General features: G+C 73.0%; 15 protein-coding genes. 11 read left to right on the top strand and 4 right to left on the bottom strand.

Going from position 1 to position 15,771, the window contains the following annotated elements; translation table 11 throughout:
* Positions 1-214 precede the first annotated feature (214 nt).
* The 8 genes from ABZ386_RS12515 (at position 215) to ABZ386_RS12480 (ending at position 7,352) form a co-directional block, all read left to right on the top strand.
* Positions 215-1,444: an acyl-CoA dehydrogenase family protein gene (locus ABZ386_RS12515; protein ID WP_358964697.1), complete on the top strand. Its 1,230-nt coding sequence runs from the start codon at positions 215-217 to the stop codon at positions 1,442-1,444.
* Positions 1,445-1,513: 69 nt separating this feature from the next.
* Positions 1,514-2,413, top strand: coding sequence for a TauD/TfdA family dioxygenase (locus ABZ386_RS12510; RefSeq protein WP_355724356.1), 900 nt, complete (start codon positions 1,514-1,516; stop codon positions 2,411-2,413).
* A gap of 91 nt (positions 2,414-2,504) precedes the next feature.
* On the top strand, positions 2,505-2,963 hold the full coding sequence (locus tag ABZ386_RS12505) for an Rrf2 family transcriptional regulator (protein WP_351333215.1): 459 nt from the start codon (positions 2,505-2,507) through the stop codon (positions 2,961-2,963).
* Positions 2,964-3,101: 138 nt separating this feature from the next.
* Positions 3,102-3,203: a putative leader peptide gene (locus ABZ386_RS12500; protein WP_351333218.1), complete on the top strand. Its 102-nt coding sequence runs from the start codon at positions 3,102-3,104 to the stop codon at positions 3,201-3,203.
* A gap of 200 nt (positions 3,204-3,403) precedes the next feature.
* Positions 3,404-4,510 (top strand): aliphatic sulfonate ABC transporter substrate-binding protein, encoded by a 1,107-nt coding sequence (locus tag ABZ386_RS12495; RefSeq protein ID WP_356502477.1) that lies wholly within the window; start codon positions 3,404-3,406, stop codon positions 4,508-4,510.
* A gap of 201 nt (positions 4,511-4,711) precedes the next feature.
* Positions 4,712-5,680 (top strand): ABC transporter ATP-binding protein, encoded by a 969-nt coding sequence (locus tag ABZ386_RS12490; protein WP_351333223.1) that lies wholly within the window; start codon positions 4,712-4,714, stop codon positions 5,678-5,680.
* Positions 5,677-6,528: an ABC transporter permease gene (locus ABZ386_RS12485; protein ID WP_351333226.1), complete on the top strand. Its 852-nt coding sequence runs from the start codon at positions 5,677-5,679 to the stop codon at positions 6,526-6,528. Before ABZ386_RS12490 ends, ABZ386_RS12485 begins: the two co-directional genes overlap by 4 nt.
* A 62-nt stretch (positions 6,529-6,590) precedes the next feature.
* A complete protein-coding gene (locus ABZ386_RS12480; RefSeq protein ID WP_355724363.1) occupies positions 6,591-7,352 on the top strand; it encodes a ZIP family zinc transporter in 762 nt (253 codons plus the stop codon).
* A gap of 56 nt (positions 7,353-7,408) precedes the next feature.
* On the opposite strand, the gene ABZ386_RS12475 is transcribed toward ABZ386_RS12480, so the two are convergent.
* Positions 7,409-8,074: a TetR family transcriptional regulator gene (locus ABZ386_RS12475; protein WP_351333232.1), complete on the bottom strand. Its 666-nt coding sequence runs from the start codon at positions 8,072-8,074 to the stop codon at positions 7,409-7,411.
* Between the two features lie 197 nt (positions 8,075-8,271).
* Here ABZ386_RS12475 and ABZ386_RS12470 point away from each other — a divergent pair, with 197 nt between their 5' ends.
* From ABZ386_RS12470 to ABZ386_RS12460, 3 genes are all read left to right on the top strand, one after another.
* Positions 8,272-9,594, top strand: coding sequence for a UDP-glucose/GDP-mannose dehydrogenase family protein (locus ABZ386_RS12470; protein WP_356502479.1), 1,323 nt, complete (start codon positions 8,272-8,274; stop codon positions 9,592-9,594).
* A gap of 74 nt (positions 9,595-9,668) precedes the next feature.
* Positions 9,669-10,880 carry a glycosyltransferase gene (locus ABZ386_RS12465; RefSeq protein WP_358964696.1) on the top strand — a complete coding sequence of 404 codons (1,212 nt, stop codon included), beginning with the start codon at positions 9,669-9,671 and terminating at the stop codon, positions 10,878-10,880.
* A gap of 91 nt (positions 10,881-10,971) precedes the next feature.
* Positions 10,972-12,588 (top strand): MDR family MFS transporter, encoded by a 1,617-nt coding sequence (locus ABZ386_RS12460; protein ID WP_351333240.1) that lies wholly within the window; start codon positions 10,972-10,974, stop codon positions 12,586-12,588.
* 4 nt (positions 12,589-12,592) lie between these two features.
* Here the strand turns inward: ABZ386_RS12460 and ABZ386_RS12455 are convergent, their stop codons facing one another.
* Genes ABZ386_RS12455 through ABZ386_RS12445 form a run of 3 tightly spaced genes read right to left on the bottom strand, consistent with a single transcriptional unit; the run spans position 12,593 to position 15,714 of the window.
* Entirely contained in the window at positions 12,593-14,608 is a 2,016-nt protein-coding gene (locus ABZ386_RS12455) for an FtsX-like permease family protein (protein WP_358964695.1), read from the bottom strand.
* Between the two features lie 30 nt (positions 14,609-14,638).
* Complete coding sequence (locus tag ABZ386_RS12450) at positions 14,639-15,322, bottom strand: ABC transporter ATP-binding protein (protein WP_351333245.1); 684 nt, start codon at positions 15,320-15,322, stop codon at positions 14,639-14,641.
* Positions 15,323-15,342: 20 nt separating this feature from the next.
* On the bottom strand, positions 15,343-15,714 hold the full coding sequence (locus ABZ386_RS12445) for a DUF4333 domain-containing protein (RefSeq protein WP_351333247.1): 372 nt from the start codon (positions 15,712-15,714) through the stop codon (positions 15,343-15,345).
* Positions 15,715-15,771 lie beyond the last annotated feature (57 nt).

Here is a 15,771-nt window from a genome sequence, read left to right as displayed (position 1 = left end):
TCACGTCGGCAGCGCCGCCTGCTGTCGCGGATAGAGGCACGCCGCTCACGCGTTCGCCCGCAAGGCTCCGCTCCTCCTTTTCCGGGACATCTCCATGACCACAGCCCTGTCGGCTCCGGCCGCTTTACCCCGTCGCGCGGGCCACCCGCACCTGCCCGACCGGTGGGAAAACTCCGGCGCCGCACCCTGCCACCGACCTTGAGGAGCCCACGCCATGGGCGTTGCCACCGCGCCGTCCGGCCCCGCCGCGGAACCCGACCTGCCCGTGCCCGGCCGTGCGCACTGGCTGCGCGTGGCCCAGGAGGCGGCGGACGACCTGGCCACGGACGCGGTGACCAGGGAGCAGGCGGGCAAGGCCCCGTTCGACGAGGTGTCCCGGCTGCGCGAGGCGGGCCTGCTGACGCTGCTGATACCGGCCGAGTCCGGGGGCGGCGGCGCGGACTGGGCCACGGCCTACGCCGTGATACGGGAGATCGGCGCGGCCGACGGCGCGATCGGCCAGCTGCTCGGCTGTCACTACGTCACGTCGTGGAGCGCCGGTTTCTTCGCGGAGCCCGACCGGGCCGCACGGACCGAGCGGCGGTCCGCTGCCGAACTGTGGTGCTGGGGGGCCGGTTTCGGCCCTCAGGAACCACCTCTGACGCTCGTCAGGAAGGCCGGCGGCCATGTCCTCGACGGCCGGCAGAGCTACGCCACCGGGGCCCTGGTCGCCGACCGCCTCGCCGTGCGGGCCGTACGGGCCGGCACCGGCGAACCGCTCGCCGTCGTCGTGGATCCCGCGCGTCCCGGCGTGCGGATCGACGACGACGCCGACCCCTTCGGCCAGCGGCTCGCCGCCGGCGCCAGCGTGGAGTTCGACGCCGTGCCGGTCAGCGCCGACGACCTGCTCGGCCCCCTGCCCGTGGACGAGGACACGCTGTCGCCCCGGGCCGCCCTGGCGGCTCCGGTCGGGCGTCTCGTCTCCGTGCAGCTGCTGCTCGGCATGGCCGAGGGAGTGCTCGCCGAAGCCCGCGAGTACAGCAGGGCGGGCCACGCCCCCTGGCATCCCGCCTGGCCGGTCGGCACCCCCCACGACCCCCAGGTGCTGACCGCCTACGGGGAACTCACCGTCCTCACCCGCTCGGCGGCCGCACTCGCCGACCAGGCGCTGGAAGCCGTGCACAGCGGGCTGGCCCGCGGTGAGGACCTCACCCACGACGCGTACGCGGAGATCTCCGTCCTCGTCGCCATGGCCGAAGCCGCCGCCTCCAGGGCCGCGCAGGAGTGCACCACCCGCGCCCTCGACATCGTCGGCACCCGCTGCACCTCCGCACGGCTCGGCTTCGACCGCTTCTGGCGCAACGCCCGCACCCACACCCTCTACCAGCCCGTCGCCCACCGGCTGCGCGAAGTCGGCGACTACCACCTCAACGGCGCCCACCCTCCCTTCGGCCTGCCCGTCTGAGCCGGCCGGCCCGAACGGCGGTCGTCACCGGGTTCCGGCCCCTCCCCGAACTCTGAAAGGACACCGCACATGACCACCGGCACCCGCTTCGGCATCCGCAGGATCGGCGGCCGCGTCGGCGCCGAGATCCTCGGCGTGGATCTCGGCACCGACCTCGGCCCCGACCTCGTCGGCGAGATCAACTCCGCGCTGCTGGAACACAAGGCGCTGGTCTTCCGCGACCAGCACCTCGACGACGCGGGCCAGCTCCGCTTCGCCGCCCTCTTCGGCGAGCTCACCACCGCGCACCCGACCGTGTCCTCCGTCGAGGGACAGCCCCGGATCCTGCCCGTCGACAGCGACGAGGGCATCCGCGCCAACCAGTGGCACACGGACGTCACCTTCGTCCGCACGCCCCCGAAGGCGTCCACGCTGCGCGCCATCGTGATCCCGCCCTACGGCGGCAACACCCTCATCGCCGACGCCGGTGCCGCCTACCGGGACCTGCCCGGACCGCTGCGCGAGCTGGCCGACAAGCTGTGGGCGGTGCACACCAACGACTACGACTACGCGGCTCCCAGGAACGAGAAGGCGGCCGAGTACCGCAGGCGGTTCGTCTCGCGGAAGTACCGCACCGCGCACCCCGTCGTCCGCGTCCACCCCGAGACCGGGGAGCGCGGCCTGTTCATCGGCGGCTTCGCCCAGAGCATCGTGGGCCTCGGCCCCTCCGACTCCCGCGACCTGCTGCGCCTGTTCCAGTCGTACGTCACCCGCCCGGAGAACATCGTGCGGGTGGCCTGGAACCCGGGCGACGTCGTCCTGTTCGACAACCGCATCACCCAGCACTACGCCCCGGACGACTACGGCGACCTGCCCCGGCTCCTGCACCGGGTGACCATCGCGGGCGACGTCCCCGCCGGCGTCGACGGCACCCTCAGCCACGTCATCGAGGGCGACGACGCCGCCCACTACACCCCCGCCGCGGCCTGAGCCGCCCGGCCGGGCCGGGATTCCCACCCCTGCCCGGCCGCCCGCCCGCCCGGAGCGGATGCCGGCCGGGCCCCTACGCGATAATGGACGCATGCGGATCTCAGCCAGGGCGGACTACGCGGTACGTGCCGCGCTGCAGCTCGCCGCGTCCCGGGACGACCTGCCCCTGAAGGCCGAGGCCATCGCCGACGCCCAGGACATCCCGCACAAGTTCCTGGAGAGCATCCTGAACGACATGCGCCGGGGCGGCCTCATTCTCAGCCAGCGCGGCGGCAACGGCGGCTACCGGCTGGCGAAGCCCGCGGACTCCATCAGCATCGCCGACGTCATCCGCGTCGTGGACGGACCGCTGGTGTCGGTGCGCGGCGTCCGCCCGCCGGACCTGTCGTACACCGGCCCCGCCCAGTCGCTGCTCCCCCTGTGGATCGCGCTGCGGTCCAATGTGCGCGAGATCCTCGAAGGTGTGTCCCTCGCCGATGTCGCCTCGGCCCAACTGCCCCCCGATGTCTCCGCGTTGACCGACACACCGGGAGCCTGGACCAACCCCTGACAGACCCGACCCGACGGCCGGCGTCCCATACACCGAGATCATCTCGTCCACTATGTGAATGCCCTCTTGGGATGGGCGCGGCCTTCTGCCACGATCCCTATCAGCCAGGTAGGAAAACTAGGGATCCAGGAGGTGGCCATGGGCACGCACTGCCGCGCTGACCGGTCGTTCCTCCTGCTGACCTCGCGTCGCCACATCGACCTGGGCCGGACGTCCAGCGCCATCTGTCGACGCGGCTGAGACCGCCCGCCGAGCCCTGCTCCGGGCGGCAGCGCCTCCCGCGCCTCCCCCCCCACACCGCACACCTCCGCTCCCGAGCCCCTCGGCGGCGTTCCCGCCGCCGGGCGCCGGTGAGCGGAGCACCGGCACGTGCCCCCGGGCCGCACGCCTCGCACAGCCGCTCCTCACCGATCCACCCGTCACCCCGAGAGGACACCTCCGTGTCTGCCGCCAGACCGCTCACCACCCTGCGCATCCTCGCCGCCGCAACCGCGCTCCCGCTGCTGCTCACCGCCTGCGGCTACGGTTCCCAGTCCACCGACGACGGCAAGCAGAGCCAGGTCGCGGCGGGCGCGAAGAAGCTCTCCGCCGACGAAGTGAAGATCGGCTACTTCCCCAACCTCACGCACGCCACCGCGCTCGTCGGCGTCCAGGAGGGCATCTTCCAGAAGGAACTCGGCGGCACGACCATCAAGCCCTCGACGTTCAACGCCGGGCCCTCCGAGATCGAGGCGCTGAACGCCGGCTCCCTCGACATCGGCTGGATCGGCCCCTCCCCCGCCATCAACGGCTACACCAAGTCGAACGGCCGGAACCTGCGCATCATCGGCGGCTCCGCCTCGGGCGGTGTGAAGCTCGTCGTCAACCCGGAGCGGATCAAGTCCCTCCAGGACGTCAAGGGCAAGAAGATCGCCACCCCGCAGCTCGGCAACACCCAGGACGTCGCGTTCCTCAACTGGGTCAAGGACCAGGGGTGGAAGGTCGACGCCGCGAGCGGCAGGGGCGATGTCTCCGTCGTCCGCACGGACAACAAGGTCACGCCCGACGCCTACAAATCCGGTTCCATCGACGGCGCGTGGGTACCGGAGCCGACCGCGTCGAAGCTGGTCGCGGAGGGCGGCAAGGTGCTGCTCGACGAGTCGACGCTGTGGCCCGACAAGAAGTTCGTCATCACGAACATCATCGTGCGGCAGGAGTTCCTGAAGCAGCACCCGGACGTGGTCGAGGCCGTGCTGCGCGGTTCGGTGAAGACCAACGCGTGGATCAACGCCCACCCGGACCAGGCGAAGGCCTCCGCGAACAAGGCCCTGGAGACCCTGTCCGGGAAGGCGCTGCCCGCCGACGTCCTGGACCCGGCCTGGAAGTCCATCGCCTTCCTCGACGACCCGCTCGCCTCCACCCTCCGCACCGAGGCGGACCACGCGGTCAAGGCCGGACTGCTGGAGAAGCCCGACCTGAAGGGCATCTACGACCTCACCCCGCTCAACAAGGTCCTCAAGGCCGAGGGCCGGAAGGAGGTCGACGACGCCGGTCTCGGCACCGGGTGACGACGCAGCCGGCCGGGCCTTCCACCGGACCGGCCCGGTGGAACCGTTCGGTAATGTGTTCGCCCGGAGGGGGCCCGAACGACCGCTGCCAGGTGGCAACGGCAGCCACAGCCGTCGCCGACGTCCCCTGACCCCGGACGTCGGCGCGGCCCCGGCCCCTGATCCCACAGGACGGCACACGAGACGGACGGGGGACCGCGGATGACGACCGGTCACGCGTTACCAGGGGCCGGCGGCCCACCACCAGAGGGCGACACGGTCATCGCCGTACGCGATCTGCGGATGCGCTACCGCAGCCAGGACGTGCTGAAAGGCGTCGGCTTCACGGCCCGGCGCGGCGAGGTCCTGGTGCTGCTCGGCCCGAACGGCGCCGGCAAGACGACCACGATCGAGATCCTGGAAGGCTTCCGGATGCGTTCGGACGGCGATGTGACCGTCCTCGGCACGGATCCGGCTCGCGGGGACGAGCGGTGGCGGGCGCGCCTGGGCGTCGTGCTGCAGTCCTGGCGGGACCACGGCAAGTGGCGGGTACGGGAGTTGCTGGCCCATCTCGGCTCGTACTACGTGCCGTACTCCACCCCGCTGCTGCGGCGTCCGTGGGACGTCGACGAGCTCCTCGCCGCGGTGGGGCTGACCGAGCAGGCGGACAAGCGGGTCGGGACCCTGTCCGGGGGGCAGCGCAGGCGGTTCGACGTGGCCGTCGGCATCGTGGGCAGACCCGAGCTGCTGTTCCTCGACGAGCCGACGGCCGGTCTGGACCCGGAGGCGAGGAACGAGTTCCACGGCCTGGTACGCGGGCTCGCGGACGAGAACACCACGGTCCTGATGACCACGCACGACCTCGCCGAGGCGGAGCGGCTCGCCCACCGGATCCTCATCCTGGCCGGTGGCCGGATCGTGGCCGACGGTCCGGCCGAGGAGCTGTCCCGGCGGGCGTCGGCCGAGGCCACCGTGCGCTGGACGCGGGACGGGCGGCGTTTCGAGGAGTCGACGGCCGAGCCCACCCGGTTCGTCCGGCGGCTGTTCGAAGAGCACGGCGAGGCGATCGGCGGGCTGGAGGTGCGCCGGGCGAGCCTGGAGGACACCTACCTGACCATGGTGCGGGAGCTGGAGACGGGGAGCGTTCCCGAGGAACGGGCGGCGCACGCTTTCGGGGAGGGAACGCGATGAGTCCGGTGTGGTACGCGGCCGGGGTGGGGGTGCGGCGCGGCTGGACGGAACTCCGGCACACCTTCACCACCGGCCAGGACGTGTTCGGTTACGTGCTCTGGACGGTCCTGCTCCTCGTTCCGCTGTTCCTCGCCGGGGACGACCGGCTGAAGGGGACCGACATCTCCACCGGCGCGTTCATCCTGCCGAGCATGCTGGGGATGACGCTGGCGTTCACCGGGATGATGACCACGGCCCAACTGCTCGCGACCGAGCGCGAGGACGGCACGCTGCTGCGGGCCAAGGCCGTGCCCCACGGCATGGTCGGCCACCTCGTCGGCAAGATCGTCATGGTGTCGGGTACGGCTCTGGCGTCCATGGCCCTCCCCTTCGCCGTGGGCGTGTTCCTCGTGGACGGGGTCGCCCGGCAGGGCGGCGGAGCGCTGCTGACGCTGGTGTGGGCGCTCCCGCTGGGTCTGCTGGCCACCCTGCCGGCCGGCGCCGTCATCGGCTCGCTCGTCGACAACCCGCGCACGGTCGGGTTGCTGATGCTTCCGGTGATGGGGCTCGTCGTGATCTCCGGGATCTACTTCCCGCTGTCGAAGCTGCCCGAGTGGCTGCAGACCGTCGGGCAGGTCTTCCCCGTGTACTGGCTCGGCCTCGCCCTGCGGTCCGCGCTGCTGCCGGCCGACGCGGTCGCCGTCGAGATCGGCGCGTCCTGGCGGCACCTGGAGACAGCGGGTGTGCTGGGCGCCTGGACGGTCGCCGGGCTGCTCCTCGCCCCGTCCGTCCTGCGCAGGATGGCACGCCGCGAGTCCGGGGCGGCGATGGCGGAGCGGCACCGGAAGGCGATGCAGCGGGTCGGCTAGTACCGCGTCGGGCGCCCGCACCGGCAGGTGACGCCGGAACGGCTCCGGGTACCGGTAGCGGCATGGCTGAAGTGGTGCAGGCGGGACTGTGGGGACTGCTGGCGGGCTCGGCGCTGCTGCTCGGCGCCGCGCTCGGGTACGGGCTGCGCGTGCCGCAGAAGGTGATCGCCACGGTGATGGCCTTCGGTGCCGGGGTCCTGCTGTCGGCGGTCTCCTTCGAGTTGGTCGGTGAGGCGTACGAACAGGCCGGGATCGCCCCGGCCGCGATCGGCACGCTCGCCGGCGCGATCGCCTACACCGTGGGCAACCTCTGGCTGGCCGGGCGCGGGGCGCGGCACCGCAAACGCTCCGGCCACCGGTCGTCACAGTCCCAGCCGTCGGAGGCGGAGCAGGGCGGGTCCGGGACGGCGCTGGCTCTCGGAGCGCTGCTGGACGGCATCCCGGAGTCGGCGGTCATCGGGGTCAGCCTGCTCGACGGCGGGGCGGTCAGCCTGGTGACCGTGGCGGCCGTGTTCCTCAGCAACGTGCCGGAGGGACTGTCCAGTTCGGCGGGCATGAAGCGGGCGGGGCGCGGCAAGGCGTACGTCTTCGGGGTGTGGACGGCGATCGCCGGTGCCAGTACCGTCTCGGCCGTCCTCGGGTACGCCGTCGTCGGGGCGTTCTCCCCCGCTGTGATCGCGGCGGTCACGGCGGTGGCCGCCGGGGCGATCCTCGCCATGATCGCCGACACGATGATCCCCGAGGCGTTCCAGGACGCCCACCTGGCCATCGGGCTGATCACCGTGTGCGGGTTCCTGGTCTCCTTCGCCCTGTCCCACACCTGACCGAGGCCCCGTGCGCACGACGGCTCCGGCGGTCGTGCGGACGTGGTGCGGCAGCGTCAGCCGTCGCCGGCGGCGCCTTCCTCGTCCCCGGCCCCTGACGCCCCGTCGTCCTGTGCCGGTGCCGGGCCCAGCAGGACCTCGATGCCCGCCCGCAGGTACCGCTCCAGCGTGGCGTCCCGCGCCGCGGCCAGGGCGGGTGGGCGTATCTCGGTGAGCATGAGGCTCGTGCCGAGCATCCAGGCGGCGAGGAGCTCCGCCCGCAGGTCGGCGTCGGGGCCGCCGAGACGGGCGGCCAGCCGGCGGGAGAACACGTCCGTGAAGTCCGCGCGCAGCCGCGCCACCGCCTCGTCCCGGCCGGAGGACCGCAGTACGGAGAGCACCGGATGCGGGAAGTCACCCTCCTTCGGCGGCCCCATGAGCAGCGCGCAGAACCAGTCGGGGATCGTCTCGACCGGCTCTTCCAGCAGCGGCTCGAACATCCTGCCGGTACCGGAAACGTCGTTGAACAGGGCTTCTTTCGAGCCGAAGTAGCGGTAGACGAGTGCGGCGTCCACTCCCACGTCGCCCGCGATGTCGCGCACGCTGGTGCCCTCGTAGCCGTACTTGCCGAAGCGGAAGGCCGCGGCGGCCCGCAGCGCCGTACGCGTCGCCGAGGCCGAGCGTTTGCGGTCGGGCCGGCGGGCCGCCGCCTTCGCCGCCTCACCGTTGTGTACTCCGGTCACGTACCGCACCTCCTGGTCCACGGCCCTCTGGCCATCCGCCCATGTTCCAGTCTGCGGTGGCTGTCTCAAAGTCACCGACCGTTGTCATCAAACGTTGACTTGTCTTTTGGCCGCATGCGATACCTGACTCCGGTCAACGCTTGGTGACTTGAGTCCTCGCTGTGCCCTCCCCCACCGACCGGAAAAGGTGATCTGCTGTGCCTGCTCGACGCGTCGCCGTGATCGGAACCGGCTACGTCGGACTGACAACCGGCGCCTGCCTGGCCTCACTCGGGCACTCCGTGGTGTGCGCGGACGCCGACCCGCACAAGGTCGAGCGCCTGCGCGAGGCCCGGGTCGACATCCTCGAACCCGGCCTGCCCGAGACCGTCCGGGACGCCCTGGACGCGGCCCTGCTCGACTTCACCGGCGACACCGCGGCCGCCGTCGCCGAGGCCGGGGTCGTGTTCCTGTGCCTGCCCACACCCATGGGGGCGGGCGGCGCGGCCGATCTCGCCGCCGTGGAGGCCGTCGCCGCGCAGATCCGCGAGGAACTGCCGCCCGGCTGTGTCGTCGTCAACAAGTCGACCGTGCCCGTCGGGACGAGCGAGCGCGTCGCCACGCTGCTCGGCCGGGACGACGTGGCCGTGGTCAGCAACCCGGAGTTCCTGCGCGAGGGCCGCGCCGTCCACGACTTCCTGCACCCCGACCGGATCGTCATCGGCGCCGCCGACCGGGACGCCGCCCGGCGCGTCGCCGACCTGTACGCCGGACTGGACGCCCCGCTGGTGCTCACCGACCCGGCGAGCGCCGAACTGACCAAGTACGCGGCGAACTTCTTCCTCGCCATGAAACTGTCCTTCGCCAACAACCTGGCCACCGTCTGCGAACGCTTCGGCGCCGACATCGACGACGTCACCGAGGGCATCGGCCGCGACCCGCGCATCGGCTCCGCGTTCCTTCGGCCCGGGCCCGGCTGGGGCGGCTCCTGTCTGCCCAAGGACACCCACGCCCTGCTGACCGTGTGCGAACTGGCCGGGGTCGACTTCCCCCTGCTGCGCGCCACCATCGAGACCAACGTCGCCCACCAGCGGCAGCTCGTCGACCGGGTCGCCGCCTCGTGCGGAAGCGGCGCGGACGGCTCGCTGCACGGCGTACGACTCGCCCTGTACGGCCTGACCTTCAAGGCCGGCACCTCCGATCTGCGCGACTCCCCCGCGCTCTCCGTCGCCCGGCTGCTGCGCGAGCGCGGCGCCGAACTCACGGCGTACGACCCGGCGTTGCGCGAGGAGCGGCCCGACCTGAGCGATCTGCTCGACCTCGCCGACGACCCCGTGCGGGCGGCGGAGGGGGCGGCGGCCTGTCTCGTCCTCACCGAGTGGCCGGAGCTGCGCGACCTCGACTGGGCGGCGATCGCCGCGCGCATGGCCGGCCGGGAAGTCCACGACTTCCGCAACCTGCTGGACGCGGACCGGCTCGCGCGGGCCGGGCTGAGCCGGCACGGCATCGGGCGCGCGGACACACCGGCCCGGGTGGCGTGACGCCCGCGCGGGCACCGATGCCGGCTTCTGCTCCCCTTCCCTCCAGAAAAGAAACCGAGAGAAAGGTTCACCCCATGCGGGTTCTGTGCACCACGCTCGGCAGTCCCTCCCACGGGCGCGCCCAACTGCCCCTGCTGCGCGCCCTGGCCGGGGCCGGGCATCAGGTGCTGGTGGTCACCACCGAGACGCTCGTCCCCGTGTTCCGTGACGACGACGTACAGGTGAAGGCCGCTTTAGCGGAGTTCGATCCGCTCGCCGCGGCGGCCCCGTACCTCGCCGAGCTCCAAGGCAGCACCGTCGACCTGACGGAGCCGACCGAGGCGCTGGACCGGCTGCTGATGCGCCACGTGGCCGGGCCCGGAGTCAAGCCGTACCTGGAGGTCCTGCTCCCCCTCGCCCGTGACTTCGGGCCCGACGTGATCCTGCGGGACGGCATGGACATGAGCGCGGTGCTCACCGCCGAACTGCTCGGCGTGCCGCAGTTGCCGACGCCTTCCGGGTTCAGCAACATGCTGGACCCCGCCGAGGTGCTGCCGCAGCTGAACGAGCGGCGCGCGGAGCTGGGACTGCCCGCAGGGGACGACCCGCTGTCCATCGCACCGCACGGCCGGGTCGACTACGTGCCGCCCGCCTTCTCCTTCACCCGTCACCTGTCCCGGGCGTGGTCCTACCGGCAGACGGTGGACGTGGAGCGCGGTGGGGTGCTGCCTCAGTGGGCCGCCGGACTGCCCACGGACCGGCCGCTGGTGTACGCCGCGATCGGTACCGCCCTGCCGCAGCTCCGTGAGCGCACGGCGGACGAGGAGACGCCTCTGCCCGTGCGGCTGCCGGACCCCGCCGAGAGCCTGCGCGCGATCCTGGGGGCGGCGGCCGAGCTGGACGACTGCACGGTGGTCGTGTCGACCTCCGGGGTTCCGGTGGACACCGAGGGACTGCCCGGACACGTCCATGTCACCGAGCGGGTTCCGCAGCCGCTGCTGCTGGAGTCGGTCGACCTGTTCGTCACCCACGGCGGCTTCAACAGCATCCGCGAGGCCATGCGCACCGGCACGCCGCTCGCGGTCCTGCCGCACTTCGGGGACCAGCCCGCCAACGCGCGGCGCGTGGAGGAACTGGGCCTGGGCCGTCACATCACGGACCGGAGCGCGAGGGGCATCGCCGACGTGTGCCGCGAGCTCCTCGCCGATCCCGGGCCCCGGGCACGGGCCCGCTCGGCCCAGCTGGCGATGCTGTCACTGCCGGAGATCGGACAGGCGGTCGGCGACCTGACCGGCATCGCCGGCTAGCCGCCCTCTCGCCGCGGGCGCGGACCGTACCGCCGGTCGCCGGACGGCCCGCGCCCGCGCGCCGTATCCGCCCCCACCCCGAGGACGACACGTGACCTTCTCCGACACCCGAGATCAGGGCGCGGCCGGGGACATGCCCCCGCGGCTCAGTCACCGGCAGATCACCACCGTCATGTCCGGGCTGGTGCTCGGCATGTTCCTGGGCGCGCTGGACCAGACCGTGGTCTCGTCCGCGCTGCGGACCATCGCCGACGACCTGCACGGGCTGACCGCCCAGGCGTGGGTGACCACCGCGTATCTCATCACCGCCACCATCGCGACGCCGCTGTACGGCAAGCTCTCCGACATCCACGGCCGCAGGCCCGTCTACCTCGCCGCGATCGCCCTGTTCACCGTCGGCTCGCTGCTGTGCGGATGCGCCACGTCGATCTACGAGCTGGCGGCGTTCCGTGCCGTGCAGGGGCTCGGCGGCGGCGGGCTGATGTCGCTAGCGATGACGATCGTCGCCGACATCACCACTCCGCGCGAACGGGGCCGCTACCAGGGTTACTTCATGGCCGTGTTCGGCGGCGCCAGCATCGTCGGCCCGCTCGTGGGCGGTGCCTTCGCGGACCGGGCCGAGCTGCTCGGCATAGCCGGCTGGCGCTGGATCTTCCTGATCAACGTGCCGCTCGCCGCCGCGGCCGCGGTGGCGATCACGCGCGTGCTGCGCTTCCCGCACCGGCGGGCGCGGCACCGGCTCGACTACGCCGGGGCGCTCACCCTGGCCGTGGGGCTGGTCCCGCTGCTGACGGTCGCCGAGCAGGGCCGCGTCTGGGGGTGGGACTCGCCCCGGGCCCTGGTGATGTACGCGGTCGGCGTGGCAGGGCTCGCCGTGTTCGTCCTGGTGGAGCGCCGGTCCGGTGACGCCGCGCTGCTGCCGCCGCGCCTGTTCCGCGTCCGGACCTTCCGGCTGGGCGTCGGACTGCACTTCGTCGTCGGCATCGGCATGTTCGGAGCGATGACGACGCTGCCGCTCTACCTCCAGCTCGTCCGTGGCATGAGCCCCATCGCGGCGGGCCTGGCGACCCTGCCCACGGTCGCCGCGAACCTCGCGGTGACGTTGCTGACGGGCCGGATGATCGCCCGGACCGGCCGGTTCAAGGTGCATCTCGTCGCCGGTGTCGGCTCGTTCACCGCCGCGATGCTCGTGTTCGCCACGCTGCGTGTGGACAGCCCGCTGTGGCACCCGGCGCTCGGCATGGTCCTGATGGGCGCGGGGCTCGGCGCGTCGATGCAGACGCTCACCACGCTCGCGCAGTGCGAGGTGCCCCGTACGGACATGGGCGCGGCGACGGCGTCGGTCAACTTCTTCCGCTCCAACGGCGGTACGGTCGGCACCGCGGCGTTCCTGTCGATCCTGTTCACCACGGCGGCCGGCCGGATCGCCGAGCGACTGGCCGAGGCCCGCAGCGACCCGGCCTACCGCCACCTCCTGGCCCAGCCCGACAGCGCGCGGGCCCTGTCCGGCGTCCTCCGTCCCGGCGGCGGGGTGAACCTGGAGGACTCCGCCTTCCTGCACGTCCTCGACCCGGGCGTGGCGCTGCCGTTCCTGGAGGGCTACGTCACCTCGATGCGCCTCGTGTTCCTCACGGGCGCCGCGGTGTCCCTGGTCGCCTTCGCGCTGGCGGCGTGGCGGGTTCCCGACCTCACGCTCTCCGACGAGTAGCGCGTCAGTCCGCCGTCTGTGCCGGGCCCGCCGTCACCTTCCGCAGCAGCGGCCTGCTGCCGGCGATCGCGGCGAGCACGGCCAGCGCGCCGACGGCCACGCAGACCACCAGTTGGACGGCACCGGAGGCGTCGACGGTGGTGCCGGCCGCCTTGTTGAGCTGCATCGCGCCGAAGGCGCCCATCGCGGTCGTGCCGCCGGCCAGGACGGTCAGGGGGATGACGGTCTCGCGGATCCGGGCCCGTTCCAGCACCTCAAGCGGGGTACCGGCCAGCCGCAGCAGGCCGTAGACGCGGCGCCGGTCGAGGACGTTCGCGGCGGCCGTGAGTCCGGCGGAGGCGGCCGCGACGAGGAAGCTCAGCACCAGGGTGGCGGTGCTGACGGTGGCGAGGCGGGTGGTGACCGTGTCGTCCGGCGCGGACACGTACTCCTGCGTGATCGGGTACCTGCCCAAGCCGAGGGGCGTCAGGGCGGTGACGGCGGTGTCGATCTGCTCCTGCCCGCCGGAGACCTGGGCGGTCACGCCGTCGACGCCGCCGAGCAGGCTGTCGTAGTCGTCCTCGCGCGTGACGGCGACGGTCGCCGTGACGCCCGCCTCGCGCAGGAGCGTGCGGGCCTCGGCCGCGGTGTGCCGGGCGTCGGCGGCGTTCGCGGTGATCACCGCCACCTGGCCCTCGTGGCGCGGGCCTTCCAGGCCGAGTGTGCTGACGGAGAAGAACCCGGCCACGAAACCCGCCAGGACAAGGCCGCTGACGGTGCGCCAGGCCCCGCGCGGGTCGTCGCTGAGGCGCCGCGCGGCCAGCAGCGTGGCCGGGCGTTTGGCGTGGCGGCCCACGATCCGTCCGAGCCGGTCCACGACCCAGGGGCCGAGCAGCCAGAACGCGCCGTAGAAGAGCACGAGCAGGGCGGCCAGCTGACGGGGCTTCAGCTGGCCGCTGCCGTCCGTGGTCGCCCAGATGTAGAGCAGGACCGCGACGAACAGCAGCAGGCGGAGCACGCGGGTACGGCGTGGGTCGGCCTGCTGGGCGACGCCCAGGGGCGAGGTGGCCACCCGGCGCAGCGTCGTCACCGCGCTGACGGTGATCAGTGCCGTGACGGCCGCCACCACCGCGGCGAGCCACGGCAGCCCCACCCACAACCGGTCCGTGTACCAGGCGCCGACGCCGTACGGGAGTCGGGCGAGCGCGGGCAGCAGCGCCGTGTGGGCGAGCGCGCCCGCCAGCGCCCCGGTCGCGCCGACCGCGGCCGCCTCGACGGCGGTCATGGCGAGGATCTGCCGTGGGGTCGCCCCGGCCAGCCGCAGCGCGGCGAGCCGCTGCTCGCGCCGCGCGGCGCCGAGCCGTCCGGCGGCCGAGGCCAGCACGACGACCGGCATGACGAGGAGCACCACTCCGAGGAGCACGGTCCCCTGGTCGGTGCCGGTGAACACGCTCGCCTCGGTGGCGGAGAAGCCGGCGATCGGGGCGCGCTCGGTCAGGTGCTCGTCGTAGTGGTTCTGCTTCCCGGCGGCCGGGGAGACAGCCGCGTCGCCGGGCGCCCGTCCGACCACCGCGACCAGTTCGTCCGGGGAGGCGAGACCGGCGGCGCCGACGGTGCCGTAGGACCTCACCTCGGGGAAGCGGCCGGCGAGCCGGCCGGGGGGAAGGTCGTGCAGCAGGTCGGCCAGGGCCGGGGAGACGTACACCTGGCCCGGTTCCGGGAAGTCGCGCAGGCCGGGCGGTGCGGGGGCCGGCCCCCGGCCGGGCAGCCGGGCGAGGTTCACGACGGTGACGGGTTCGTGGCGGACGTACGTCGTGGTCGTGGCCTGGACGGCCGTCGCTTCCTTGGCCGGGACGGCGTCGGGGGTGCGCCACGTGGTGTGGTCGGCGCGGGTGCCCGCGCCGAGGGTGGCGGCGATCATCAGCAGCAGGAGGAAGGAGCCGACGGCGGCGGCACCGGCCGCGAGCAGCCGGGAGTGCAGACCGCGGCGGCCGGAGGACCGGGCGAGGTGCCAGGTCAGGGGCAGGACGGGGGAACGCATGCGGACTCCGGGGGCTTCGGGCGGGTCATCTCAGGCGACGGTGAACTGGCTGTGGCCGCTGATGAGGCCGTCGCGGACGTGCAGGACGCGGTCGCAGAGGGCGGCGACGTCGGCGTCGTGGGTGACCATGACCAGGGCGGCTCCCGTCTCCCGGGTGGCGAAGGTCAGCAGCTGTACGACCTCCGTGCTGGTGCGCTGGTCCAGCGCCCCGGTCGGCTCGTCGGCGAAGACCACGTCCGGCTCGGCGACCAGGGCACGGGCGATGGCGACCCGCTGGGCCTGGCCGCCGGAGAGCCGGCCGGGGCGGCGCTGCTCCAGCCCCTCCAGGCCGAGCGGTGCGAACCAGCGGCGGGCCCGGGCCACGGCCTCGCCGCGCGGCATGCCCTCCAGCATCAGCGGCAGGGCGACGTTCTCCTCGGCGGGCAGCTCGGGCAGCAGCTGGCCGAACTGGAAGACGAAGCCGAAGCGCTTGCGGCGCAGGGCGCTCAGCCGGTTCTCCCCCAGGTTGTCGAGGCGCTCGCCGCGCAGCAGCACCTGGCCGCCGTCGGGGCGGACGATCCCGGCGAGGGTGTGCAGCAGGGTCGACTTGCCGGACCCCGAGGGGCCCATGATCGCCAGGGAGTCGCGTTCACGGACCTCCAGGTCCACGCCGGCCAGGGCGGTGGTGGAGCCGTACTTCTTGACGAGGCCGTGTCCGGCCAGGACGGTGCTCATGGTGTGTCCTGGCTCCTTCGTCAGCGCTCGAAGGTCCAGGTGACGCTCTTGGCGCCGGCCCTGGTCACGCGGACGGGGATCTCGACGGTCTTGCCGTCGCTCTTCTTGCCGGTGCAGGTGAGGGTGGCTCCGGCCACGGCCTTGAGACCGGTCGGGCAGGAGACGCCGGAGAGCTTGTCGCCGACCCAGGGCAGCGGGTGGTACTTGCTCTCGGTGCGGCCCGCGACGATGTTCGCGGCGAGCGCCTTGTGGCCGTCCACCGACGCCGTGCTGTGCTCGTCCAGGCGGCTGGTCGACTCGGTGCCCGAGAGGAGATAGGTGCCGAGACCGCCCAGTGCGACGACGGCGGTCGCGGCGCCGACGGCACCGACGAGGAACGTGCTGCGCTGCATGGTGTGCTCCTGAGGTCCGGGGGGGGGGGGAGGATGCGGCTCCACCCTCGCCCGCCG

Source organism: Streptomyces sp. NPDC006140, from assembly GCF_040628815.1.
Lineage (GTDB): Bacteria > Actinomycetota > Actinomycetes > Streptomycetales > Streptomycetaceae > Streptomyces.
Note: the sequence above shows the minus strand (reverse complement) of the source record. Positions and strands in the feature narration are given on the sequence as shown.